The sequence below is a fragment of the Lysinibacillus sp. NPDC093692 genome, from assembly GCF_050280125.1.
Classification (GTDB): domain Bacteria; phylum Bacillota; class Bacilli; order Bacillales_A; family Planococcaceae; genus Lysinibacillus.
This window is the reverse complement of the sequence record NZ_JBNNUW010000004.1, coordinates 133425-157875: the sequence shown is the minus strand read 5'-3', so window position 1 is coordinate 157875 and position 24451 is coordinate 133425. Positions and strand designations below refer to the sequence as shown.

General features: G+C 35.8%; 23 protein-coding genes. 17 read left to right on the top strand and 6 right to left on the bottom strand.

Features of this window, described 5'->3' with window-relative positions; translation table 11 throughout:
- The first annotated feature begins 152 nt into the window (after positions 1–152).
- Genes ACQKN4_RS06590 through ACQKN4_RS06580 form a run of 3 tightly spaced genes read left to right on the top strand, consistent with a single transcriptional unit; the run spans position 153 to position 3879 of the window.
- Positions 153–1472, top strand: coding sequence for an HBL/NHE enterotoxin family protein (locus ACQKN4_RS06590; protein ID WP_427482925.1), 1320 nt, complete (start codon positions 153–155; stop codon positions 1470–1472).
- Between the two features lie 32 nt (positions 1473–1504).
- Positions 1505–2737, top strand: coding sequence for an HBL/NHE enterotoxin family protein (locus ACQKN4_RS06585; RefSeq protein ID WP_079559844.1), 1233 nt, complete (start codon positions 1505–1507; stop codon positions 2735–2737).
- Between the two features lie 29 nt (positions 2738–2766).
- Complete coding sequence (locus tag ACQKN4_RS06580) at positions 2767–3879, top strand: HBL/NHE enterotoxin family protein (protein WP_079559845.1); 1113 nt, start codon at positions 2767–2769, stop codon at positions 3877–3879.
- A gap of 100 nt (positions 3880–3979) precedes the next feature.
- Here ACQKN4_RS06580 and ACQKN4_RS06575 read toward each other — a convergent pair whose 3' ends face one another.
- Positions 3980–4747 carry a sulfite exporter TauE/SafE family protein gene (locus ACQKN4_RS06575; protein ID WP_427482922.1) on the bottom strand — a complete coding sequence of 256 codons (768 nt, stop codon included), beginning with the start codon at positions 4745–4747 and terminating at the stop codon, positions 3980–3982.
- A 104-nt stretch (positions 4748–4851) separates the two neighbouring features.
- On the opposite strand from ACQKN4_RS06575, the gene ACQKN4_RS06570 reads away from it, so the two are divergent.
- A complete protein-coding gene (locus tag ACQKN4_RS06570) occupies positions 4852–5736 on the top strand; it encodes a LysR family transcriptional regulator (RefSeq protein WP_079559847.1) in 885 nt (294 codons plus the stop codon).
- A 171-nt stretch (positions 5737–5907) separates the two neighbouring features.
- Positions 5908–6303, top strand: a complete 396-nt coding sequence (locus ACQKN4_RS06565; RefSeq protein ID WP_079559848.1) for a VOC family protein — start codon at positions 5908–5910, stop codon at positions 6301–6303.
- A 152-nt stretch (positions 6304–6455) separates the two neighbouring features.
- Here ACQKN4_RS06565 and ACQKN4_RS06560 read toward each other — a convergent pair whose 3' ends face one another.
- A complete protein-coding gene (locus ACQKN4_RS06560; RefSeq protein WP_079559849.1) occupies positions 6456–7313 on the bottom strand; it encodes a LysR family transcriptional regulator in 858 nt (285 codons plus the stop codon).
- A 494-nt stretch (positions 7314–7807) separates the two neighbouring features.
- On the opposite strand from ACQKN4_RS06560, the gene ACQKN4_RS06555 reads away from it, so the two are divergent.
- From ACQKN4_RS06555 to ACQKN4_RS06505, 11 genes are all read left to right on the top strand, one after another.
- Entirely contained in the window at positions 7808–8779 is a 972-nt protein-coding gene (locus ACQKN4_RS06555; protein ID WP_427482919.1) for a DMT family transporter, read from the top strand.
- Positions 8780–9027: 248 nt separating this feature from the next.
- Entirely contained in the window at positions 9028–10272 is a 1245-nt protein-coding gene (locus tag ACQKN4_RS06550; protein ID WP_427483022.1) for an NtaA/DmoA family FMN-dependent monooxygenase, read from the top strand.
- A gap of 180 nt (positions 10273–10452) precedes the next feature.
- Positions 10453–11538, top strand: a complete 1086-nt coding sequence (locus ACQKN4_RS06545) for a sensor histidine kinase (protein WP_079559851.1) — start codon at positions 10453–10455, stop codon at positions 11536–11538.
- Between the two features lie 189 nt (positions 11539–11727).
- A complete protein-coding gene (locus tag ACQKN4_RS06540; RefSeq protein ID WP_079559852.1) occupies positions 11728–13089 on the top strand; it encodes an ethanolamine ammonia-lyase subunit EutB in 1362 nt (453 codons plus the stop codon).
- A 15-nt stretch (positions 13090–13104) separates the two neighbouring features.
- Positions 13105–13971: an ethanolamine ammonia-lyase subunit EutC gene (gene eutC / locus ACQKN4_RS06535; RefSeq protein ID WP_079559853.1), complete on the top strand. Its 867-nt coding sequence runs from the start codon at positions 13105–13107 to the stop codon at positions 13969–13971.
- A 30-nt stretch (positions 13972–14001) separates the two neighbouring features.
- Positions 14002–14463 (top strand): ANTAR domain-containing response regulator, encoded by a 462-nt coding sequence (locus ACQKN4_RS06530; RefSeq protein WP_094075062.1) that lies wholly within the window; start codon positions 14002–14004, stop codon positions 14461–14463.
- 322 nt (positions 14464–14785) lie between these two features.
- Entirely contained in the window at positions 14786–15247 is a 462-nt protein-coding gene (locus ACQKN4_RS06525) for a hypothetical protein (protein ID WP_079559854.1), read from the top strand.
- 17 nt (positions 15248–15264) lie between these two features.
- Positions 15265–15573, top strand: coding sequence for a hypothetical protein (locus ACQKN4_RS06520; protein WP_079559855.1), 309 nt, complete (start codon positions 15265–15267; stop codon positions 15571–15573).
- Positions 15573–16841 carry a glutathionylspermidine synthase family protein gene (locus ACQKN4_RS06515; RefSeq protein ID WP_427482916.1) on the top strand — a complete coding sequence of 423 codons (1269 nt, stop codon included), beginning with the start codon at positions 15573–15575 and terminating at the stop codon, positions 16839–16841. The genes ACQKN4_RS06520 and ACQKN4_RS06515 overlap by 1 nt, the downstream gene beginning before the upstream one ends.
- Positions 16842–16907: 66 nt before the next feature.
- Positions 16908–17321: a DUF350 domain-containing protein gene (locus tag ACQKN4_RS06510; RefSeq protein WP_079559857.1), complete on the top strand. Its 414-nt coding sequence runs from the start codon at positions 16908–16910 to the stop codon at positions 17319–17321.
- A 366-nt stretch (positions 17322–17687) separates the two neighbouring features.
- The gene (locus ACQKN4_RS06505; RefSeq protein WP_079559858.1) at positions 17688–18128 is read left to right on the top strand and encodes a GNAT family N-acetyltransferase; all 441 of its coding nucleotides are present in this window, start codon (positions 17688–17690) and stop codon (positions 18126–18128) included.
- Between the two features lie 331 nt (positions 18129–18459).
- On the opposite strand, the gene ACQKN4_RS06500 is transcribed toward ACQKN4_RS06505, so the two are convergent.
- Positions 18460–19401: a DMT family transporter gene (locus ACQKN4_RS06500; protein WP_079559859.1), complete on the bottom strand. Its 942-nt coding sequence runs from the start codon at positions 19399–19401 to the stop codon at positions 18460–18462.
- An 84-nt stretch (positions 19402–19485) separates the two neighbouring features.
- Here ACQKN4_RS06500 and ACQKN4_RS06495 point away from each other — a divergent pair, with 84 nt between their 5' ends.
- Entirely contained in the window at positions 19486–20058 is a 573-nt protein-coding gene (locus tag ACQKN4_RS06495) for a helix-turn-helix domain-containing protein (protein WP_079559860.1), read from the top strand.
- Positions 20059–20205: 147 nt separating this feature from the next.
- On the opposite strand, the gene ACQKN4_RS06490 is transcribed toward ACQKN4_RS06495, so the two are convergent.
- The 3 genes from ACQKN4_RS06490 to ACQKN4_RS06480 form a co-directional block, all read right to left on the bottom strand.
- The gene (locus tag ACQKN4_RS06490; protein ID WP_427482913.1) at positions 20206–21867 is read right to left on the bottom strand and encodes a methyl-accepting chemotaxis protein; all 1662 of its coding nucleotides are present in this window, start codon (positions 21865–21867) and stop codon (positions 20206–20208) included.
- A complete protein-coding gene (locus ACQKN4_RS06485; protein WP_079559862.1) occupies positions 21864–22853 on the bottom strand; it encodes a BMP family lipoprotein in 990 nt (329 codons plus the stop codon). Before ACQKN4_RS06485 ends, ACQKN4_RS06490 begins: the two co-directional genes overlap by 4 nt.
- Positions 22854–23177: 324 nt before the next feature.
- Entirely contained in the window at positions 23178–24446 is a 1269-nt protein-coding gene (locus ACQKN4_RS06480; protein ID WP_079559863.1) for a PTS ascorbate transporter subunit IIC, read from the bottom strand.
- Positions 24447–24451: the final 5 nt, after the last annotated feature.

Here is a 24451-nt window from a genome sequence, read left to right as displayed (position 1 = left end):
CGTTATTTGCTAAAAAATGTGTACATGACTAAAATTTACATCATAGGAAATAGAAAGAATTTTTCCTAAACTCAAGTAAATTGGGGGTGCTCAAACTAAATAAAAAATCGTAGGAATTATTTTGAAAAATATCATATAGGGAGGAAAATGGAATGAAAAGGAAATTAATTACAGGATTAATGATAACATCCATTGTTGCTACAGGAGTTGTTCCTGTACATACTTTTGCAACGCCTATTGCTCAAGCAGAACTTCAAGAAGAGAACATGACTCTTTCTTCATCTTTAAGAAAATTAGGTGCACAATCTAAGTTAATCCAAATGTATATAGACCAATCTTTAATGAACCCGAATGTACAGCTAGATGAAGTACCAGCTTTACATACAGATCAATTCCTAATAAAACAAGATATGAAAGAATGGACATCGGAACTCTATCCAAAGTTAATTCTAATTAATTCAAAAAGTAAAGGATTTGCCACTAAATTTAATAGCTATTATCCAACATTAAAGGAATATGTAGATAATAAGGAAGATAAGGAAGGTTTCCTCGATAGGCTAGAAGTCCTTCAAGAAATGGTTATGACAAACCAAGAAGGTATTCAATATCAGATTAATGAATTAACAGATCTTCAATTACAGCTTGATAAAAAACTTAAAAATCTCGATACTGATGTGGCAAAAGCTCAGGAAGTACTTAGTTTAGAAGGAACAGGGAAGATAGACAAGCTAAAAGGTGAATTACTAGATACTAAAAAATCAATTCAAAATAATTTGCAAGAAATAGCGTTTCTACCGGGAGCTTTAAATGAACAAGGACTAAAAATATTCCAAGAGATCTATAGTCTTTCAAAAGATATTATTGAACCAGCTGCTCAAACAGCGGCAGCAGCGTATAACAAAGGAAAAGAAATTAACAACGCTATTTTAGAAGCAGAGAAAAAAGCAGAGCAAGAAGCAAAAGAAAATGGTAAAACTGCTTTAGAGATTGAAGCTGCTAAAAAAGAAGCGCGGGAATCAATAGAAAAAAATAATAAAGGTGAAATTGCAGCTGCAGCAGCTACAAAAGCGAAAGAGCATGACCTTATGAAAGTAATTGACTCAGAAAGAATCAAGAAAACATATAGTACCTTCGCTGAAGTAAATAATCTAAAGGCAGAACAACGAGCGTATTTAAATGATTTAGAGCAGCAAAACCAAAAATTATATGATTTAACAACGAAACTATCGATAGCAGATTTACAACATTCAATGCTTCTACTTATGCAACATGATTTACATACATTTGCTAGCCAAGTGGATGTAGAACTTGATCTATTGAAACGCTATAAAGAAGATTTGAATTTAATAAATAGTAGTATCACAAAGTTAAGTACTGATGCTGATACTGCTAACAATTTATCTCAAAAAGATACATTAAGACGATTAAAAAATTGTATTGGTCAACTTGAAGAACAAGTTCATAAATTTTGATAGTTTATCGAAAAAATTAGGAGGGATTAGATTTGAAGAAATTTTCATATAAGGTGTTAACCGTGGCCACTTTGGCAACGGTTATAACTGCAACTAACAGTGGTACTATTCAGGCACTTGCGCAAGAACAGAGCGTTCAAGAACAGAAAATTGAGAGTTATTACACATTAGGACCTGAAGGACTGAAGAAAGCGTTAGCTGAAACAGGTTCTCATATTCTTGTAATGGATTTGTACGCAAAAACAATGATTAAACAACCAAATGTAAATCTATCAAATATTGATTTAGGTTCTGAAGGGGGAGAGTTAATCAAAAATATTCACCTTAATCAGGAACTGTCGCGAATCAATGCGAATTATTGGTTAGATACAGCGAAGCCAAAAATTCAAAAGACAGCACGTAATATTGTAAATTACGATGAACAATTTAATAATTATTACGACACATTAATAGACACTGTAAAAAAGAAAGATAAGGAAGGGCTAAAAGAAGGTATTGGTGATTTAATCAGTTCGATTGATACAAATTCAAAAGAAGTTACAGAAGTCATAAAGATGTTAGAAGCCTTCAAAACAAAGCTATATACAAATACTATAGATTTTAAAAATAATATTGGTGGTCCAGATGGGAAAGGTGGATTAACGGCAATATTAGCGGGCAAACAGGCATTGATTCCACAACTTCAAGCTGAAATTGAGAATCTACGTTCCACTCAAAAAGCACATTTTGACAATGTACTAGCATGGTCAATTGGTGGTGGATTGGGAGCAGCTGTTTTAATTATTGGAACTATTGCAGGAGGGGTAGTAATTGTTGTGACAGGCGGAACAGCAACTCCGCTAGTTGTCGGCGGCCTTACAGCTCTCGGTGCAGCTGGTATTGGTTTAGGAACAGCAGCTGGTGTTACAGCATCTAATCATATGGACTCCTACAACGAAATTTCCAATAAAATCGGAGAATTAACGATGAAAGCCGATTTCGCTAACCAAGCAGTTATTTCACTTACTAACGCCAAAGACACTTTGACATACTTATATCAAACAGTGGATCAAGCGATCATGTCTCTAACGAATATTCAACAACAATGGAATACGATGGGGGCAAATTATAAAGACTTATATGATAATATCGATCAAATGCAAGACCATAAGCTCTCTTTAATACCTGATGATTTAAAAGCGGCTAAACAAAGTTGGAATGATATTCATAAAGATGCGGAATTTATTGCAAAAGACATTGCTTTTAAACAAGAAGATAAAAATTGAAAATAAAAAACATATAGGAGGAATATTAAATGAATAAAAAATCTCTTTACAAAGTACTCGCTGTATCGACGTTTTTAACTTTGACAACAACTTCTGTAGTCTCTCCAGTAGCAGCATTTGCAGAGACAAGTAAAATTGAGCAAACAAGCAATAGTGATACGTCTCTTTCAGCAAATGAAGTGAAGATGAAAGAAACTTTGCAAAAGGCGGGGCTTTTTGCAAAATCTATGAATGCTTATTCGTATATGTTAATTAAGAATCCAGATGTGAACTTTGAAGGGATTAAAATTAATGGATATCCGGATTTACCAGGTAAAATTGTACAAGATCAAAAGGATGCTAGAGCACACGCCCTTACATGGGATACAAAGGTAAAAAAACAGCTTATAGATACATTAACAGGTATTATTGAATACGATACAAAGTTTGAAAATTATTATGACATAATTGTAGAGGCAATAAATACAGGAGATGGAGAGACGTTAATAGAAGGGATTACAGATTTACAAGAAGAGATTCAACTAAATCAAAAGTATGCTCAACAATTAATAGAAGAATTAACGAAATTAAGAAATGATATTGGACAAGATGTTAGAGCATTTGGCAGTAATAAAGAGCTTTTACAGACAATTTTAAAAAATCAAGGGGTTGCAGTTGAGGATGATCAAAAGCGCCTAAATGAAATTTTAGAATCAGTAAACTACTATAAGAAACTAGAGTCTGATGGCATAATAACAATATCTGTGCCTTCTATTCCTACGTGGATTGCTGGTGGTGTTATGCTGGGGATAGCGAGAGATCAATTAGGTCAATTAGAACCGTTATTAGCACAATTAAGACAGACAGTTGATTATAAAACAACATTAAATCGTGTAGTTGGAATTGCACATAGTAATATTAGTGAGATGTACAATGCACTCGATGATGCTATTAATGCCCTTACTTTTATGTCTGCACAATGGAATGATTTAGACTCTCAATATTCAGGAGTATTGAGACATATCGAGAATGCATCTGATAAGGCGGAACAAAATAAATTCAAATTTTTACTACCTAATTTGAATTCAGCTAAAGACAGCTGGAAAACATTAAAAGTGGATGCAGATACATTAAAAGCAGGGATAAAAGAGTTGAAAATATAACTCGTTGTCACTCCTGCTAATTAATAAAATAAGAGGAAATAAAAGAGCGAGAAGTTAGTCCTTCTCGCTTGCTTTGCGTGCCCACTAAAACGTGCGTGATCTAGATTAATAAATCTGATACGACCTGAACAATTAGCAAGAAAAAAATGATTGGTAATAAAATTTGAATCCATCTTGTTTTGATATAAGGGATGATCTTTAAACCTAAGAATGAGCCAACGATAGAGCCAATTGAAACAGGAATGGCGATTCCCCAATTAACTATGCCCGTAAAGTAGTAAAAGAGAAAGGCACCTGTACAACTTGAAAACGTAATCATTCTTGTTAACTCAACTGCTTTTATATAGGTATATTGCTTTTTAAGGTGATAGGTTACATTCATTAGAGCTGAGCCTGGTCCAAAACCACCATCATATATTGAAACCGCAAATGGAATAAATTTATTAATTGGTTGTTCCTCTGTCTCTTTAATATCCTTTACCATAAATTTATTACTGCAAATCACAATGAAAAATGCGAAAATTAAGAAAACACAAGCTGCAATATTCATGATTTGTTCTGATAATCGAGTCGCTAAAAATGCGCCCAATACACCTCCTAAACTAGATATCATCATTAAAGATGTGAATTTTTTTAACGATAAATGACCTTTAATTATAAACGACACGACATTTGATAGAGCTGAAAGTCCTGTCGCGAATTTATTAACAGCTACGGTTGCATGAATCGGAATGCCAATAAGTAACATTGCGGGTAACAAAACGAAGCCTGCAGCGCCGAAAAGAACACCAATGACTGCTGCGAGTAAGCCAATTGTAAATAAAATAAATCCATTTACTGAAAACCATTCCTGTAGTAAAATTTCCATCAAATCACCTCTACACCTAAATTACTGCTAAACAATACATAAAACAAATATATAAAAATTGCTTATTCATAAATTAAATTTATGGATAGGGAGGAGTGAATGAAATGAATTTGCATGCATTAAGGATTTTTACAAATGTAGCAAAGCTTGGTGGAATTACTGCAGCGGCTAATAAAATGCTGCTTAGTCAACCAGCTGTCACAATTCAAATACGGAAATTAGAGAGCGAAATAGGGGTAAAATTAATTGAAGGAAAAGGGCGTGGCATTCAATTAACGCCTGAGGGGAAGTTTTTGTATGAGCAGGGAATACGTCTATTTTATTTAGAAGCACAAATTGATGAAAGGCTCGGTAAATTTTTAGCGAAAGAAGAAAAAATACATATTGCTTCTTCCTATATACCGATAAACTATATACTCCCGTCTATTATAGCAGCGTATAAGCTTGCTAATCCTTACATTGAATTTTTTGTGTCGCTAGGTAATGTAAAATCTGTGGAAGAGCAAGTTCTTAATTATGAAGTAGATTTTGGTTTTGTCGTGCAAAATAAAATGGGTCACCCTGATTTACAGTTTGAAAAAATAGTAGATATCCCTTTTTGGTTTGTTGTGCACCCATCACATTCTTTGGCAAATCAAACTGTCTCCATTTATGAATTATCGAATGAGGACTTTATTTATCGGGAACGTGGTAGCTCGACGCTTGATTTATTGGAGTCAGTTTTCTATACGTATAATTGTCCATTACCTAAATTAGGACTTCAAATGCAAGGCTTACATGAATCGATTAAAGTAGTGGAAGCAGGGTACGGTATGACTTTAGCACCGTCCTACAGTGTAACTGAAAGTATATCAAATGGAAAACTGGCTAGGGTGTATGTAGAACGTGCAAATATTCAGCAAAGTTTATTTATATGTACACGCAAATCAGATATAGAAAAGCATCCATTTATTCAGTATTTAAAAGAGCATTTAAATGCTATTAACTAACTAGTTTAAAAGAAATAGAACCAAAATCGGGAACTAGTATTTGAATGCTTATTCGCGATTTTTTTCATAGAATTGCTCTCTTTTTTATTTCCATTCCTTGTCATAATAATATATAGTAATTGTACTCAAACACAGTGAGTAAATTAGTTCTTTAATAATAAGGAGGATATCATGGGGAGATTAGTTCATTTTGAAATTCATGTAAGTGACATGGAACGAGCAAAGAAATTTTATGGAGAGGTTTTCGGATGGTCATTTCAAGATTGGAGTGATTATGCAGGAATGCCTTACTTTGGAGCGGTGACTGGTAATGCAGACGAACCAGGAATCGATGGTGCTTTAATGCAACGTCAAAGTGCTTCTCCAGAACCAAATCAAGCTTTAAATGGATTTGCTTGTACAATGGGTGTGGAAAATTACGATGTAACGGAAGCTAAAATTATTGAGAATGGCGGCACGGTTGCAATGCCGAAATATGCTCTTCCTGGAATGGCGTGGCAGGGATACTATATTGATACCGAGGGCAATATATTCGGTATTCATCAGCCTGACAAAAATGCAAAATAGCACCATTATAATTTAAAATTATGTTTTTAAATTCAAATATAATTGAATAACTCAGAACGCTTGGTACTAGAAACCAAGCGTTTTTTGTCACTTCACAGATATTATTAATAATGATTGGCAGAAGAAAAGACGCGTAAATGATAGAAGTAACCTTATTTATGCTGATGCTCAGCAATTGTTTTTAAAAAACATTCCATCGAATTTGTCATATATGCATCTTTTCGTCGAATAAAGACGGTTGAAATAGTACCGTATTTTTTAGGAATTGGATGACAATAAACCTTGCCTGTAGTAGAAAGATGTTCAGCGGCTGATTGTGGTACAAGTGTAACCCCAAGACCGATGGCAACACTGTTTAAAATTGTCTCTAAAATATTAAATTCCATAATTCTTTTTGGCAATAAACCCTCATTTTTGAGCCAAAGTTCTAGCTTGGAACGATAGCCACAACCTTGATTAGAAACAAGGATAGGTGTAGTCATAAATTCTTCTATGCGAAAGGATTTGTTTTGTGAGATGAGAACGAGATTCTCGGTAAATACATCATATTGTTCTAAAGCAGGATGTTTAATCGGCCCAGTTATAAATGCACCATCTAATTGGTGATCCGCTACTTCTTTAATAAGTTCCTCAGTTAAACCAGCTTGTAGTGTTAAGTCGACATTCGGATATCCTTTATAGTAAGACGCTAGAATGGTAGGTAATATACTTACTGTTTCGACTGTACCGATTTTTAAAGTACCAGTTGGTGTATCACTATCTAAAAATACTTGTTTCATTTCCTCGACATCCTGCAAAATTTTATTAACGTAAGCAAGCATTTTTCGCCCTTCTGGATTTAATGTCATCCCTTTCTTATGGCGATAAAATAGCGGCGTTTTGAGCTCCTTTTCTAATAGCTTTATACGTGCAGTTACATTGGATTGTACATAATTTAATTCTTTTGCAGCATGGCTAACGCTCCCGTTATTTGCGACGCTTTTGAAAATCTGTAAATCTCGTAGTTCCATCTAGCTTTCCCCCCTTAAAACCTATCATTATAAATGATAGTTAACATCACTTTCAATCATTTTACGTGATGTATTTTCTTTTTTATAATTCTCATTGTGCATTTAATTTCTTTCAGGGATGTCCAAACATTCGCTGAATTAGAGGAACTCAGTCTAAGATCGCCACGTCCTGTGGCAACGACTGAGTGACCAACATCATGTTGGCCCAAAGTCTCCGGCGGATGTCACGTGATCGGAAAGGAGTTCTGAGGGGATGTTAGCCTAAAACCATCGCATCTATGCGATAACGGCTAACTGACCTGCATCGGTAAAAACGCCACGTCCTGTGGCATTACCGCAATGACCGACATCGTGTCGGCCCTCGTGTTGCTGACGCTACGTTAGCACTGCGCTTTCGCACAAAAAACATCTGCAGCCCTATGCACAAAGCCGATTCCGGACGCAATTATGCCTTGGCATAATTGATAGTAGTTATATAGAAACGAGGAAAAACAGTGAGAAGAAATCAAGTAGTAGTAGGCGTGATCGCATGTTTAATTGCAAGTATGTCATGGGGAGCCATGTTTCCAGTAGCAGATCATGCACTTGAATATATAAATCCGCTCTATTTTTCAACTATTCGATATGGAGTGGTATCGATTGTATTAGTCATTTTATTATGGATGAAAGAAGGGAAGAAAGCATTTCGTTTAGAAGGGAAAGGTAAATTGCTCGTCTTTTTTGGGACGATGGCATTTACAGTTTATAATGTACTTGTTTTCTTAGGCCAAATGTTAATGGGGAAATCTGGCGTTATGGTAGCGTCGATTATGGAAGCACTCATGCCGATGATTTCGATTGCAATTCTTTGGGGCTATAAACATGTGAAACCGAAGAAGTATATGATTAGCAGCATGATCATTGCTTTTGTTGGAGCTATTTTTGTTATTACAAAAGGCGATATGGGTTTCTTTCTTACACTAAAACATAATCTAGTTTCGCTCGCACTCATTTTAATTGGTGTTGTAGGGTGGGTTATCTATACAATGGGCGGTCAAACATTTAATGATTGGTCTACGCTCCGTTATTCTACATTAACATGTGTATTTGGCACAGCTGTAACAGGTATCATCACAATAATCATGACGATACAAGGGGTTGTATCAGTCCCAAGTACGGAAACGATTTTTGCTATTAAATATGATTTATTGTTTATGATGACATTGCCGGGTATTGTAGCATTGCTTAGTTGGAATTACGGTGTGAAAATCCTATCATCCATTAACGGGATTTTATTTATTAATTTCGTTCCAATAACTACATTGGTCATTATGATGATACAAGGATACAACATAACAATTTTTGATATAGTAGGGACCTTACTTGTTATTTCGGCTCTTATTTGGAATAACATCTGTCAGCGTAGAGAAGAAAACACGATTTTGCAGGTTATGCATGAGGAAGAAGAATTGCGGCAGGCTGTTTAATATTCAATACTTGTATTTTTGCACATTTTTAGTAAAAATTTTTTTATATAAGAGAGCATGTTTTTATTAATTTAAAAAACATGCTCTCTCTTTATTGGATCTGTAATAGATTATTTTCATTGTTTAATATATGGATACACTCTTTATTTCATTGCCTTATTAGAAAATAAACTTTATGATGGTAATGATAATCGTTTTCAATTAGAAAAGGAGAGTGTAAATTGACAAAAAGACATCTTATAATTGGGATGCATTTAGCAGTGAATGGTGAGCAAGGCAAAAAAGGTGCGTTAATTGATGAACATATTGCATTTGCAAAGCGTGCTGAGGCAGCGAAATTAGATTTTGTATTTAAGGCAGATTATTTAATAGCGCATCCAGAATTAATAGCTAAAATGAAAGGAACAGTAGGGCTAGATCCAAGTTTTTTAATGGCGACGGTGGCAAGAGAAACTAAACAAATTGGTTTGGTAACAACAGTTTCAACATCATTTAATCCACCTTATATTATTGCGCGCCAATTACAATCCTTGAATTGGATTAGTGAAGGGCGTTTAGGTTGGAACCTAGTAACTTCAATTGATGGAGCATCTAATTTTAGCAACGAGTTGATGCCTACGTCAGAGGAGCGTTATGCAAAGGCAACAGAATGTAAGGATGTTGTACAGCGACTATGGCACAGCAACCCTTATGAAATATTAGAGGCAGATGGAGATTTAGAGAAAATTAAAGAGCTTGTGAAGCCAATTAACCATGATGGAGAGTATTTTCATGTAAAGGGACCATTAAATATACCTATGCATCCAGCAGGTGATATTCCTCTATTCCAAGCAGGAGCATCGGATACAGGTCGCCAATTTGCAGCAGCAGTTTCAAATGCTATTTTTGCTGCCACGCCAGATATAGAAGTGGGTATTGAATTACGTAATGACTTGCGCAAGCGAGCTGTTGAGTTAGGGCGTTCAGCAGATGACATACGTTTATTACCAGGATTGTATTTCTTTATTGGTGATACATATGGGGAAGCATTAGAAATGCACCGTAAAGCACACGAGCATTTAACAATTGAACGTCGCTATAATGCCCTAGAATCCGTAAGTGGAATGGATATTCGTCATTTAGCTCTAATGGATTGCGTAACAGCAAATATGTTACCGCCTGAAAATCAAAAAGTACGTAGTAAAACGCATGCACATCTCGTGCGCCGATATATTATAGAAAATGAGCCAACTGTTGAAGAATTGTTAGAACGTCCAGAGGTAATTGGCTCTGCACATCTTGTAGCAATTGGTACACCACAAGATATTGTGAATCAAATTGTGAATTTTTATGAAAAAGGAGCAATGGATGGCTTTATAGCTGTGCCGGGTGGTCCTGCAAAATCTTTAGATTTATTTTTTAGCGATGTTATTCCGAACTTAGTAGAACGTGGTTTATTCCGAGCTGATTATGAAGGTAACACATTGCGTTCACACTTAGGATTAGATGTATAATGAACGATCGAAACAATCGAAAGTAGAAAAGAAAAGGGCAAGACGGTGTGAATAAATACGCTTGGTCCTTTTCTATTATTTATACTGAATTTTGTTTGATATTCTCTAATAGATGTATCGCATGGAACACATTTTTTGTTATAGTGTTTGAAAAACTAGAGAAAGGGAAAGTGCGTTATTATGATGGGAATTTTAGATTTAGAACGATTAACAAATTTATCAAATGAACAGTGTGAAATTATTTTAGATGTAGCCCAAAACCTTCAAATAATAGCTGACCTTTCTCAAGCAGATATTTTTATCAACTGTCTTTTAGAAGAAGATAACGCCTCTTTAATTGTAGCTGAGGCAAAGCCTACTACTATAGCATCTTTATATAAAAAAAGTTTGCTAGGGAAAATAGCATTTGAAGAAATGGAGCCAGGTGTATTATTTAGTTTGAAAACCGGGAAACCAATTTTTGGATCAAGAGGAATTACGGAAGAGCGTGGAGTCATGCAACAAGATATTGTTCCTATAAAAGACCTTTATGGGGAGACCATTGGGGTATTAATAAAAGAAAGAGATATTTCACAGGTAGTGCAGAACGAAAGAAATATAGAGAAGCTTATGAAAGCGACTAATAGCGGAGACAAGCAAGGTGTCTTTCAAGCCATTGTCGTTCAGGAAATTCATCATCGTGTTAAAAATAATTTACAGGTTATTTCTAGTTTATTGAGATTACAAATGCAACGTACTCACTCGGAAGAAGTGGCTGAGGTATTTAATGACAGTATATCTCGAATATCTAGTATGGCTTTAGTTCATGATTACTTGGCCCAGCGTGGAATTGAGGAAGCTGATATTAAACTTTTAATACAACAAATTTCTACTTTGTTAGTTTCCTCGTCTATTATTCCAGATCAACATATTGCTGTGTCTGTAGAAGGAGAGTCGATATTCTGTCCTTCAGATAAAGCAACAGCTGTAGCACTGATTGTTAATGAGTTAGTTCAAAATAGCATTAAACATGCTTTTCCTTCAAGTAATTTCGGGAGAATTGCTATTAATTTGAGACAACGAAAGCAAATGGTTAAGATTACAGTAACGGATGATGGATGTGGAATTGGTAATCCTTTTTCGATAGGCGATCTTTCATCTTTAGGATTACAACTTGTAGAAATGTTAGTTGAAGAGAAGCTACAAGGCGTTTTTTCATTCCCTATTTCTGAGAAAGGGACAAAAGTTTCAATAACCTTTCCGATTGTATCTACCGAGGCTAAATAATACTAATCAGGGAAGCTGATATTGTTTTCGAACTATTTACAAAATATTTGCTAGTAGTGTAGAATGAACTAAAATAATAGCTAAGGCAAAGGCGCCTTTCACGCCCGAAGAAAATTTCTTCAGGGATACGTGGAAGCGCTTTTTTTGTTTAATTGCAATCTTTAACATAATAAAAAGGGGTGTTAAATGATGAAATTGTCTTGCGTAGTAAAGGGAACTCATTATACGTTTTCGTCAGTAAAGGAGGTACTTGCAAAAGCCAGTGAAGCAAAATCCGGGGATGTGATGGCTCGTGTAGCAGCAGAATCATCACTAGAGCGTATGGCAGCAAAAGTAGTACTTAGCGAGATGCAACTGAAAGAAATTTATGAGAATCCGGTTATTCCATATGAGATCGATGAAGTAACACGCTTAATTTATGATGATATTAGCAACACGATTTATAAAGATATTCAAAATTGGACAGTCGGTGAACTAAGAAATTATATTCTGTCATCTGATACAGGTACAGATCAGTTATTGAAACTTTCAAGAGGACTAACAAGTGAAATGATTTCAGCAGTTGCTAAACTAATGTCAAGCATTGATCTTGTTCTTGCTTCACAGAAAATGAAATATCAAGCACATTGTAATACGACAATTGGAGAGCCTGGTCGTTTAGCATTTCGTTGTCAACCCAACCATCCAAATGATGTCCCGGAAGGCATTTTGTATTCAATAAAAGAAGGATTATCCTATGGAGCAGGTGATGCAGTTATTGGTATTAATCCGAATGTGGATACAATTGAATCTGTCAAAAAACTTTTGACACTTTCACATGAATTTATTGAGAACTGGAAAATTCCAACACAAAATTGTGTATTAGCCCATATAACAACACAAATGGAGGCTTTAAAACAGGGGGCGCCTATCGCACTAATGTTTCAAAGTTTAGCAGGTACACAAAAAGGGAATGAAGCGTTCGGTATATCTTCAAAAATTCTTGATGAGGGTTATGAGATGATGGCTCGATATGGTACATCTGCTGGCCCAAACTTTATGTATTTTGAAACAGGACAAGGTTCGGAAGTATCTTTAAATGCTGATTTTGGGGTAGATATGCAAACGCTTGAATCAAGAAGTTACGGTTATGCACGTCACTGGAAGCCTTTCATGGTGAATACTGTTTCAGGCTTTATTGGACCGGAGACACTCTATGATGGTCGCCAATTAATTAGAGCGGATCTCGAAGATGGATTTATGGGGAAATTACATGGCTTACCAATGGGTATTGCACCCACTTACACAAATCATATGGATGCCGACCAAAATGATCAGGAAGTTGCAGGTATCATAACGGCAGTTGCAGGTGCAAATTTTTATATGGGAGTACCGGGTGGAGATGATGTCATGCTGAATTATCAAGATACAAGCTATCACGATGATGCTAGTTTGCGTGAGATTCTAGGATTACGACCACTTCGAGAGTTTGAAAAATGGTTGGAGAATATGGGCCTAATGGAAAATGGGAAGTTGACAAAACGAGCAGGAGACTTATCAATTTTTGATTGAGGAGGGGGAATCAAAATGGATATTCAAGAAATTCGAGATATTGTTCAAAGAGTAGTAGAAGAAGTACAGAAAAACATGAATTCGCCAAAAAACGATACCGCTCAAACTAAAGAAGAAGTCATACATTTTCCAGAAGGACGTATAAAAGGGGTAGACAAGCCGCATAACGCGGCATCCATTGAACGAGCACAAAGTATTACACCTGCACGTATAGGTATTGGTCGAACTGGCACTCGAATGTTGACGACAAGTTATTTGCAATTTTTAATTGACCATGCAGCCGCACAGGATGCTGTATTAAGAGATGTCAGTGATGATTTTCTTCAAAAGATGGGTTTACACAAGCTGGAAACACAAGCAAATGATATGAAATCTTACTTAATGGATTTAGATGCTGGCCGAAAGTTATCAGATGAATCTATGAAGTATCTTGAACAAAATGGGGATAAAGGAAAAAATGTTCAAATTATTGTTTGTGATGGATTGAGCTCCTCGGCAGTAGAAGCCAATGTAGCTGATTTACTACCTGCTTTAATACAAGGATTAAAATTAAAAAATATAAGCGTTGCAACTCCATTTTTTATTAAGCGGGGGCGTGTGTGGGTGCAAGACGAAGTGGCTGCTATTGTTAATTGTGACCTTGTTATTTCGTTGATTGGCGAAAGGCCAGGTTTAAATACAGATGAAAGCCTGAGTGCTTACATGATTTATCGGCCGACCGAAAAAACAGTTGAAGCCGATCGGACGGTCATTTCAAATATTCATAAAGATGGGCTGACTTCACTTGAAGCGGGTGCTTATTTATCTGATTTAATCGAACAAATGCTTTTAGCAAAGTGTACAGGCGTTTCATTTGCGCAACAAAGGAATATCAACATATAGAAAACTTCCTGCAAGAAAGGTTGTGGTGTGATGAAAAAACGGATTCTAATTGCTGAGGACGAACCAATTATCAGGCTGGACTTAAAAATATTGCTTCGGAAAAACGGTTATGAGGTAGTCGGGGAAGCAGGAAATGGTGATCGAGCGATCGAGCTCGCTTTTAAATTAAAGCCAGATCTTGTGTTAATGGATATAGAAATGCCAAAATTAAATGGGTTAAAAGCAAGCGAAGTTATTGGGCGGCAGTTAGATATACCAGTGTTGTTGATTACTGCATATAGTCAAAAAGAATTTATAGAGAAGTCTAGGCAAGATAATATTATGGGCTATTTAGTGAAGCCCGTTTCTGAAGGCAGCTTAATTCCCGCAATGATGATTGCATTACAACAAGCTAAGAGGACACAAACATTAAAACAATCTTTACGATTAACACAAGCAAAAATTCAAAAGCGAAAGATGATTGAACGAACAAAAGGGCAACTTGAAGGATGAGGTTTTTTATAAAACGCTACAGTTAAAGCAAGTGATGAAAATATTTTTCTACTATAACAAACTTAATCTCACTTAAACTAGAAAGGTTAAAACTTTCTATATTTAGGTGAGATTTTTATATTCAAAAATAATACAGGTCATTGTGGTGGAGTACTTGAATGTATAAAAGTTTCTCTCTACTTAACCTAATGATACATAAGGTTAAGTTTAGTAGAATAATATGAAACTATTTATAAATCTCAGTCGTATAAAAAAATAAGGAGCTTCTGGATAGAGAAATCTACGTGAATATAAAAACAATATTTATAAAGGGAAGTGTGTTATGCAATTCGAAGGTGCAATGTTAGAATATCGTTTGCAAAAAGGTAAAGACAAGTTTGAACCAATCTATTATTATACTAATATTGACTTGCCACAAATTTTAACAAGAAGAGAATGCGAATTTTTTATTAAAGAAGGTAAGACTTATAAACAATTGTCTTCTGCTATTGAAGATGAATTATTCGTGATTTATGTAGAATTGTATGAAGAAACACCAATGGAAATGCAAGAGCTCTTATGTGAAGGTATTAAACTTGAAATTCGTGAGTTAAACGCCTATAAAAATCATCCGTTAATAACATTTGAATATATGGCGAATCATTTAGATATTTTAAGCATGATCGGCAGTATATATACATATATCGAAGACAAGGAATGGGAGCGGGACTCAGCTGAAATTGATGAAGACCGAGGTGTGTATGTTTTATATGTTACGCCAACAGGATATATGCTTGCAACATAGGAAGGTGGATTTTTAGCATGAAGAAAACAAAGAAGATGATGACAGGAGCATTAGCAGCGGCGGCTTTGGTAACGTTAACTGCTTGTGGAGAGGAAAGGGGCTATGCAGAGCCAGCAGGGACGGATTGCGATGATTGGGATTGGGATAAGGAGACAGGTACGTATTATTGCGATGATAATGATTCAACTTATGCGCGTAGTTACTACCATGGTGGGAAATATTATGGAACAAAAACATCATTACAAAAAAGTGCTGACTATAAAACATATGTATCGAATTACAAGTCAGGAATAGGCAGTGGTTCAAAAGGCGGTTTTGGAGGGTAATGATGAACCGATTTCGAGAAAATCGACAACATTTTTTTAGCCAAATAAAGGATTTTTGGCATGACATATATGGGATGGAATATGCTCTATTTGATATTAAGAGAGAAAATGCAGAAACGATTAATAGGATTCGCCAAGCAACTGACCAGATAGGCCATATTTTTTATAAGTCGGCTGCTTTGTTGCGTATGGTAGATGATGAGACACTTTTGCGCCTTGGATTTCCCACTGAAACTCACTCCTTCATCCGTTTGCAAACACTACCAGTTGAAAGTGTCATTGCTCGTTTAGATTTAGTAGTGACCGATGAACAAGTAAAATTGCTTGAAATAAACGCAGATACACCTACATTTATAAAAGAAACTTTTTTTGTGAATGGAAAAGTGTGTGAACAGTTTGAGATGCAAAATCCAAACGAAGGCTGCGAAGACCAGTTAAAACAAGCAATTTTGAAAGCTGTAACGTCGTCGTTTCGTACGAGGAGAAAATATGAAGCTAGCAATATTGTTTTCGTAGCACACTCGGAACATGAAGAAGATAAATTGACAACAATGTATTTAAAGGACCTCTCTGGATTACAAAGTCAGTATATGGACTTTAGTCACCTACAACTTGTAGATGAGCCAATTCTAGAAAATGAAGAAGTTGTCCTACCACAAGGTCTTTATGATAGAAGCGGAGAAAAAATCGATGTTTTATATCGACAGACGTATCCTATTGAACATTTGATATATGATGAAGATCCAATAACGAAGGAAAAAGTGGGTCAATCGTTAATGAAGCTAGTGGAACAGCAAGACTTAGCCATTGTGAATCCACCTTCTGCTTTTTTACTACAATCTAAGGCAATAATGGCACTCATTTGGGGGCTACATGAGGAACGACATTCTTTTTATACACCTGAAGAACATAACGCAATACATAAATATTTTTTACCAACTTATCTAGATCCAGATGTTTTTTTACAACAAGGACAAAGTTTTGTGAAAAAGCCTTCATTTGGTCGCGAAGGAGACACTGTTGAGATTTTTTCAAATACAGGTAAAAAAATTGCGGAAGATATTCATAAAACATTTAAAGATGAACTTCCTGTTTATCAACAATTTATAGAGCTACCACAAACTATGATTCAAACAGAACAAGGTCCCAAACAAGCACATTATATGTATGGTTGCTTTTATATTAATGGTAAGGCAAGTGCAATTGGTATTCGCGCAGGGGGACAAATTACAGATAACGGATCTTATTTTCTACCAATAGGCTATTAGAAAATTGTAAGAATTTAAGCGTAAAGTAAAACAAACTGAAGCACGATAAAAGGAGTGTGTATTGGAATGGGATATTTCTCATTAGATAGTTTTTTAAATTTTTTATTATATACAGGGACAGGGTTAATTCTCATTTTGATTGGGATTGTTGCATTTGCTTTTACAACAAAATTTTCAGAGTGGAACTTAATTAAAGAAGGCAATATGGCAGTTGCATTAAAGCTATGGGGAAAAGTGATTGGATTAGGCATCACATTATATACAGTATGGTCTTCAAGTGTTCATATACTTGATGCTTTTATTTGGGGGTTAATCGGAATTGCTACACAAGTAGTTGTGTATTTGATTATTGAATACGTGTTAACACCAAAAACAAGCTTGGAGAAAAAAGTGGAAGAAGGAAATACTGCAGTAGGCTTCAGTTTATTTGCAGTGGGCATTACGGTAGGATTAATTATAGCAGGAAGTTTATCGTATTAATAAAGTATATTTGATAAAACTATAATAATGCATTAAAGGGAGCATGTTTTTATGAATGAAAACATGCTCTCTTTATATTTAATGTTCACATCTGACGCCGCCTAGTCGGAATGAAAATCAACGACACGTTATGGTGATGAGTAGAAATATAGAAGGGATATTTCCTTGTATGCCGAAATAAACAAGAGTACAAATAGAGAGCAATATTTCTATATAATTGTACAATTTAACGGTGACTACCATCTTATAAGGAGTGATGTAGTATGTATATAAAAATAACAGGTTGTTTTATTAGTAGGGGAATACTTATTTAGTAGAGAGTTCGTGATCAAGGATTTCTCTACTACTAGAGGAGGAATCGGAAATTTGATTAGTTTAAGATCAATTGATCAAAGTAATTGGGAAGCTTGTATTCAACTGAAGCCTAAGCAAGAACAGGAAGCATTTATTGCTTCGAATCTGTATTCAATTGCAGAAAGTAAATTTTTACCACACATGAAGATCAAGGCAATCTATTGTGAAGATATACTTATCGGTTTTGCAATGTACGGGATCGATTCGGATGATGGAAACTATTGGGTGTATAGATTTATGATTGATGAGCAATTTCAAGGACGTGGACATGGCAAGAGCGCAATGGAATTGATTATTGAAAACATCCGGAGTAGAGATGATCGGACTGACGTCATCTGGCTCGGGTATCAGCCAGACAACGAGCAAGCAAGAAAACTATATGCCAGTGTGGGTTTTAAAGAGTCAGGAATGGCACCTTGGGGAGAAATGCTAGCAAAATATAGTTTTCATTAGAATGTCTAAATGAATAATAAATGTTGCGTAACTAATGTTTACTTTGCTCCCATGTCGCAATAGTTTGAATTACAATTTATAAATCTATGTCAATATAAAAAAGTAGCATTTTACACAATGTAAAATGCTACTTGGAAAAAGGAAAACTATGCTGTTTTCTTTTGTTTGGATACGGGAACAGAACGATTTAACTTCTTTTAGTGGGTGTCCAAACATCCGCTGAAAAAGAGGAGCTCAGGCTCAGAACTTCACATCCTGTGAAAACGCCTGAGTGACCGACATCGTGTCGGCCCTCACGCAGGCCTAAGCACAGAGCCGATTCTGGACGCAATTATGCCGAGGCATAATTGATAATACTGTTAGCTATCATTCCAATCATGATAATGATCATTCCGATTAAAGATAATCCAATAGGCCAAGAACCGTTTAAAAAAAGGATTTCACCTAGAACAGTAAATATCATTGTTCCAGCTTGTGTTGCCTCTACTGCCCCTAACAAAGAAAGGTTATTTTTCGCTAAGTCCGTAGCGAAGAAAAATGTCATTGTGGCGATAACACCCGAACATAAAGCTAATAAGAATCCTTGCATGATTTGCCCAGATGTTGGTATGCCAGTTGTAGTCCAACCATAAATCGCTAGTATAATACTAATAGGAAGGCTACCTATTGCCATGCCTAACACGCGTTGAAATGTATCTAAGCGACCCGCAACGACTTCCATCATTTTTCGATTACCGAAAGGGTATAAGAATGCAGCGATGACTACAGGGAGGAAGCCAGATAAAAATTGAGAAACAGTAATATCCCCAGCTTCTGTTAATTGCATACAAATGACACCTGACAAAATAAATAAAGAAACGAGTAAGCTTCGCATAGGGATTTTACCGCGAACTTGTTTAACCCCAGACTTCGTCTCCAATGTAATAAAAAATAACGGAGATAATAACAAACCAGCTAAAATAGTTATTTGCCATGTACCTGCTACGAGCCATGCAGGACTAAACACAGCAGCATAGCTTAATAATGAATAAAATCCAACCCCTGCTATTGTGCCATAGCCAATCCAGGCCAAAGGATGTTTACGCATTTCTACCCATAGTGGACGAAGGTTTTTGCGAAATAGGACGATAAAGAATAAAATGGGTAAAGCGAATAAAAATCGGAAGGAAGCAGTCCAAGCCCAGCTTGTTCCTGATACGTTCATAACTCGATTTATAATAAATGTAGCTGAAAAAAACGCAGAAGATAAAATACCTAATAAGATAGCACGCATTTCGTTCGCTCCTTTCTAAATATATATTATAATATAATTATTTAGATGAAAAGTAAATTATAATATACCGAAAGTGGGGTTTGTATGAAAGAACAAGAGGATATGCAAACAAAAGAAGTAATTTTGCAAGTTGGTCAACTGTTACGACAAATAAGGAATGAACAGAAATTAAGTTTAGAAGAGTTAGCGAAAAAAACGGGTGTTAGTAAATTAACATTAGGAAAAATTGAGAGAGGAGAAACGAATCCTACATTAGGCGTCATTTGGAAGATTACAAAAGGATTATCTATTCCGTTATCACGGCTTATGGTTATAGAAGATATAGTAAATGTCGCACGCTGCGGAGAAGGATTTATTATAGAAGAAAATCAAATGTGGCGATTAGAGACTATATTTCGTTACAAAAAAGAAACAGGATTGGAAATGCATCGTGCTTGTTTGCAACCGAATAGCAAATATGAGGCAGAACCTCATCATGAAGGAGCTATCGAATATGTAACAGTAATGAAAGGGGAAATTTCCATTCAAGTTGGACAAGAAATATATGTATTAAACGAGTTTGATTCGATTCAATTTGAAGCAAATAGAAAGCATAGCTATGAAAACACAGGAGATGAAGTTGCAGTTCTCCATTTAACCATGAAATATTTATCTTAAAAGCTGGAAGAGGTAGAATCCATAATCGTAGTTGATGGTAGTAAACTATATAATATTTCAATAAACAAAATCCCGAATATTGAACGTTATTCGGGATTTTGCTTTTCTTATTATATGTCTTTCATTTTCCAAAAGCTGCATTCATCATTATAAAGTGAATTTTTTAAGCTCTACAGACAATGTATTTGTCATGTCTTGAAGTTCTGAAACCTTTTCACTAATTTTCTGGAAGGAGTGTAGCTGCTCTTGGGTAGAAGCAGATATTTCCTCTGTTCCTGCAGCAGTTTCTTCCGTAATAGCTGAAATGTTTTCAATAGCACTGTTCATTTGCTGGCTCATTGCACTTGTTTGTTCCATATCCTCGGTAAGATGCTGTAACTGATCATTAATGTCTAGCACATGAGTTGCAATTGCTTCAAATGACTTCTCTGTATCCGTCATCGATTGTAATTGTTCTTTTGATAGCTGATGTCCCTGCTCTGCCGTAGAAAGAATGAGCGTAATGCCATCTTGTATATGTGTCACCATAGAAGAGATGAAAGCCGTTGCTTTTTCGGTTTCATGAGATAGTTTTTTGACTTCCTCTGCTACAATTGCGAATCCTTTTCCGGCTTCTCCAGCACGTGCAGCTTCGATGGCAGCATTTAATGCTAAGAGATTTGTTTGATCAGCAATAGCATGGACTGCATTAGCGGCACCTTCAATTTCTGTTGTAAATTGAGAGAATTGAGTAACAGCCTCTTTGATGTTAATCGAAGTGGATGAAATATCCTTCGCAATAGAGGATTGCTTTTCTAGTGAACTACGACCATGTTGGACAGCAGTAAGTGCCTGGTTGCCGTTTATGGCTGATTGTTCACTTGTCTGCTGAACAGTAGTAAATTGATCAGCCATCGTATTCATAAGGACAGCCGTTGATTGGATATCTTCTGATATCGTTAGGCTTCCTTTTGCCAATTCGTCTGTTGATACAGCAATTTGTTGATTGCCCTCGTTAACGGTTTCAATATAGCTTGTGACATCCTTTGTGAAGAGACCAACATTTTTTCCTACATGATCAATGGATTGTACGGTGTTTTTTAAGTTAACAATCATTGTGGAAAAGTTCTCAGTTAATTGATCAACTTCATTTCGACTGCCTTTTTTAAAGGATAGGGAAGAGGTGTCAATGGTCAAATTCCCTGCAGCCACCGATTGTGCATAATCTACAATTCGGTTAATCGGATTTGTAATTTTTTTCGTTGCGACATACGAAAAAATGATAGTAGCAATAATTAGAAGGATACTACCAATTATTGCTGTTGTAGTAATGAAAGATATTTTTTGCTTTGCCAAATCATTCGTTTCTTTATACCATTCATTTGTTTCTTTTTTTAGTAGATACATATCATTCAAAATACCAGATATTCTTATTGCTTGTTTTTTTATTTCAGGACGATTGTGAGCAAGGAACCCTTCTTCTGAAGCCTTCGCTAACTCGTCATATTTATTATCGATTTTTTTGATGATAGCCTTATGCTCAGCGACTTTTGAAATCGTTGAGAGTTTTTCTAAATTTACTTTCGTTTCTTTTAAAATGGAAAGAGCTTCATTTTTATTGGCCTCACTATCTAAATAGGTGTAATTATTTAGTGATTGGCTCGCTACAACTAAACTTTGCTCAAGTTCTTTCACTGCTAGTAATAGTTCTGTATCATCTTCTGCAGTTGTTTGTATATCAGATGTTTGAACGATAATAAAGCCAATCATAGCCATTGCGAGGACAATAGGTATAAGTATGTTCATAAATAACTTTTTTCGAAGTGTCACTGGCTGTTCCCCTTTTCTGCAGAAACTTTTATTTTACCCGAAACAATATCTTCTTTTGCTTTTTCAATAGCAGCCTGTTGCTCAGGTGTAAGTTTAATCACACGTATATCCGCTAGGCCCACTCCGTTATCAGATAAACCGAATGAAAACGATTTTTCAGAGATTTTCCCGTCCTCATCTAATGTTTTAGCCATTTTAAAAACAGCTTGGTCGACATTTTTTAGCATCGATGTTACGACCGTTTTTTCGGCTATGTAAAATTGGTCAGTATCAACTCCCGCTGCATATACGCCCATTTGTTCAGCTTTTTTTATGGCGCCAAAGCCTGTGAAGCCCGCTGCATGATAGATAAAATCTACGCCGTTCTTTATGTAACGTTCTGCGATTGCGGCACCTGCCTCGGTATCATCAAATGTGCCAGCATACTCACTAACAATTTCAATATTTGGATTAAAATATCGAGCTCCCTCAATAAAGCCGTTTTCAAAATGATGGATAACTGGAACACTTACACCACCAATAAATCCTATCTTTCCAGTTTTACTCGTCATTGCGGCAACCATTCCAAGTAAAAAGCTACCTTCCTGCTCTTTAAAAGTGATTGAAGTGATATTTGCAACATCTGATTGACCATCAATAAGGATAAATTGCTGATCAGGATATTTTTTCGCAGTCTTTTCTAAAGCTTCCTGTACAGAGAATCCAAGACCGATAATGACGTTATACTTTTCAGCGACCAGTTCTTCTAGCCTCTGTTCGTAATTGCCATCAGGCGCTTCTTTATAATCGAACAAAATACCAAGCTCATCTCGTGCTTTCTCAAGCCCTTTAAAAGCTGAATCATTAAATGATTCGTCTCCGAGCCCTGCATCTGAGAGTAAGATCCCAATTTTATAGTCATCTAGCGCTTTTTCTGACGGAGTTGTTGAACAGCCTGCTACTAGTAACAAAACTATTAAACAAAAGCCAATCATTAATTTTTTCAAAATGAGTACCTCCAATTGTATGTATGATTTATATCGGCAAAAAGTTATTCTAAGTCAGATGTCAGACAATGGTTTTTTTATTTTACCATTAAATACTATCAGATTTTTTGTAATTTACTACAGGGATTTGGGTTTAAATCATTCTCGACATTTTCAATGCACTGAGTATTTAGTTCGCTTTTTGATGAATTTTCTCTATGAGTATAGTGAAAAAGGTAGGGGATGTTGCGAAATATTTATATATTTTGCAAAAATAACCCTTTTCTTTGTCAATCAAAATAGCCTCGCAAACATTTAAAGTGTTTGCAAGGCCAATTGTTTATATTAAACTGCACCAAATAATTTTAATATATTTATAATTATGATTCCCACAATGCCAAAGTCTGAATCGCCAAATGTAGTGCCTTCGTAGCCGATATCACCCATAAAGATCAGTAGAATTGCAGGGATAAAGCTAATAATTAATCCATTGGCAAATGCTCCTGCCATAGACCCGACTCTACCACCAGTTGCATTACCGAATACTCCAGCAGCCGCACCTGTGAAGAAATGTGGTACAAGGCCAGGAACAATCACTTTTAGCCCTATGAGGGGGAGTATAAACATCGATACTAGGCCAGCTACAAAGCTAAACAGAAAGCCGATAATAACAGCATTTGGTGCGAACGGGAAAATCGTAGGGCAGTCTAATGCAGGCTTTGTGTTTGGCACAAGTTTATCTGCAATCCCTTTAAAAGCAGGAATTATTTCGGCAATTAGCATCCTTACGCCAGCCAAAATGATATAGACACCAGCGGCAAAGGTAATAGCTTGAATAATGGCAAAGACGATAAAGTTTGAACCGCCAGATAATTGCCCCTCAATATAGGTTTGACCTGCGAATAGGGCAACGATAATGAAAAATAGACTCATAGTTAAGGAAACAGCGACAGATGTATCTCTTAAAAAACCTAGAGATTTTGGGACTTTTATATCTTCGGTAGATTTTGCTTTGTTTCCAAAGATCTTTCCAATTTTAGCAGATATATAATAACCAATGCTTCCAAAATGACCGACAGCAAAATCATCACTACCTGTTATTTGACGAACAGTTGGTTGTAAAATGGCAGGGAATATGACCATGCAAATACCAAGTAAAATAGAACCAACGATAATAAGAGGTGTGCCGCTCATACCGCCAACAGAAAGTGATGCTGCAATTAAACACGCCATAAATAATGTATGATGACCAGTTAAAAAAATATATTTTAAAGGCGTAAATCGCGCAAATAAAATGTTCATAATCATACCGAAAACCATGATCATGGCGGTAGCTGTTCCGAAATTAGTTTGTGCGGCTGCTACAATCGCTTCATTATTGGGGATGACCCCTTGGACATTAAATGCATGATCAAACATATGACTAAAGTGATTTAAAGAACCAATTAAAACGGTAGCTCCCGCACCAAGAATTACAAAGCCCATAATCGTTTTTAACGTACCAGAAAGAACGGTTGAAGCTGACTTTTTTTGGATTAATAAACCGACAAAAGCGAATAGGCCGACTAATATAGCTGGTGTTCCCAAAATGTCATTCATCATAACATCTAACATATTAA

What these genes read in the sequence shown, in the direction of transcription:
- ACQKN4_RS06540 (WP_079559852.1), top strand. Translation starts at nt 11,728, where the DNA reads ATGAAATTGTCTTGCGTAGTAAAGGGAACTCATTATACGTTTTCGTCA.
- ACQKN4_RS06590 (WP_427482925.1), top strand. Translation starts at nt 153, where the DNA reads ATGAAAAGGAAATTAATTACAGGATTAATGATAACATCCATTGTTGCT.
- ACQKN4_RS06575 (WP_427482922.1), bottom strand. Translation starts at nt 4,747, where the DNA reads ATGGAAATTTTACTACAGGAATGGTTTTCAGTAAATGGATTTATTTTA.
- ACQKN4_RS06565 (WP_079559848.1), top strand. Translation starts at nt 5,908, where the DNA reads ATGGGGAGATTAGTTCATTTTGAAATTCATGTAAGTGACATGGAACGA.
- ACQKN4_RS06480 (WP_079559863.1), bottom strand. Translation starts at nt 24,446, where the DNA reads ATGTTAGATGTTATGATGAATGACATTTTGGGAACACCAGCTATATTA.
- ACQKN4_RS06570 (WP_079559847.1), top strand. Translation starts at nt 4,852, where the DNA reads ATGAATTTGCATGCATTAAGGATTTTTACAAATGTAGCAAAGCTTGGT.
- ACQKN4_RS06525 (WP_079559854.1), top strand. Translation starts at nt 14,786, where the DNA reads ATGCAATTCGAAGGTGCAATGTTAGAATATCGTTTGCAAAAAGGTAAA.
- ACQKN4_RS06500 (WP_079559859.1), bottom strand. Translation starts at nt 19,401, where the DNA reads ATGCGTGCTATCTTATTAGGTATTTTATCTTCTGCGTTTTTTTCAGCT.
- ACQKN4_RS06520 (WP_079559855.1), top strand. Translation starts at nt 15,265, where the DNA reads ATGAAGAAAACAAAGAAGATGATGACAGGAGCATTAGCAGCGGCGGCT.
- ACQKN4_RS06545 (WP_079559851.1), top strand. Translation starts at nt 10,453, where the DNA reads ATGATGGGAATTTTAGATTTAGAACGATTAACAAATTTATCAAATGAA.
- ACQKN4_RS06530 (WP_094075062.1), top strand. Translation starts at nt 14,002, where the DNA reads ATGAAAAAACGGATTCTAATTGCTGAGGACGAACCAATTATCAGGCTG.
- ACQKN4_RS06560 (WP_079559849.1), bottom strand. Translation starts at nt 7,313, where the DNA reads ATGGAACTACGAGATTTACAGATTTTCAAAAGCGTCGCAAATAACGGG.
- ACQKN4_RS06510 (WP_079559857.1), top strand. Translation starts at nt 16,908, where the DNA reads ATGGGATATTTCTCATTAGATAGTTTTTTAAATTTTTTATTATATACA.
- ACQKN4_RS06495 (WP_079559860.1), top strand. Translation starts at nt 19,486, where the DNA reads ATGAAAGAACAAGAGGATATGCAAACAAAAGAAGTAATTTTGCAAGTT.
- ACQKN4_RS06580 (WP_079559845.1), top strand. Translation starts at nt 2,767, where the DNA reads ATGAATAAAAAATCTCTTTACAAAGTACTCGCTGTATCGACGTTTTTA.
- ACQKN4_RS06550 (WP_427483022.1), top strand. Translation starts at nt 9,028, where the DNA reads ATGCATTTAGCAGTGAATGGTGAGCAAGGCAAAAAAGGTGCGTTAATT.
- ACQKN4_RS06515 (WP_427482916.1), top strand. Translation starts at nt 15,573, where the DNA reads ATGATGAACCGATTTCGAGAAAATCGACAACATTTTTTTAGCCAAATA.
- eutC (WP_079559853.1), top strand. Translation starts at nt 13,105, where the DNA reads ATGGATATTCAAGAAATTCGAGATATTGTTCAAAGAGTAGTAGAAGAA.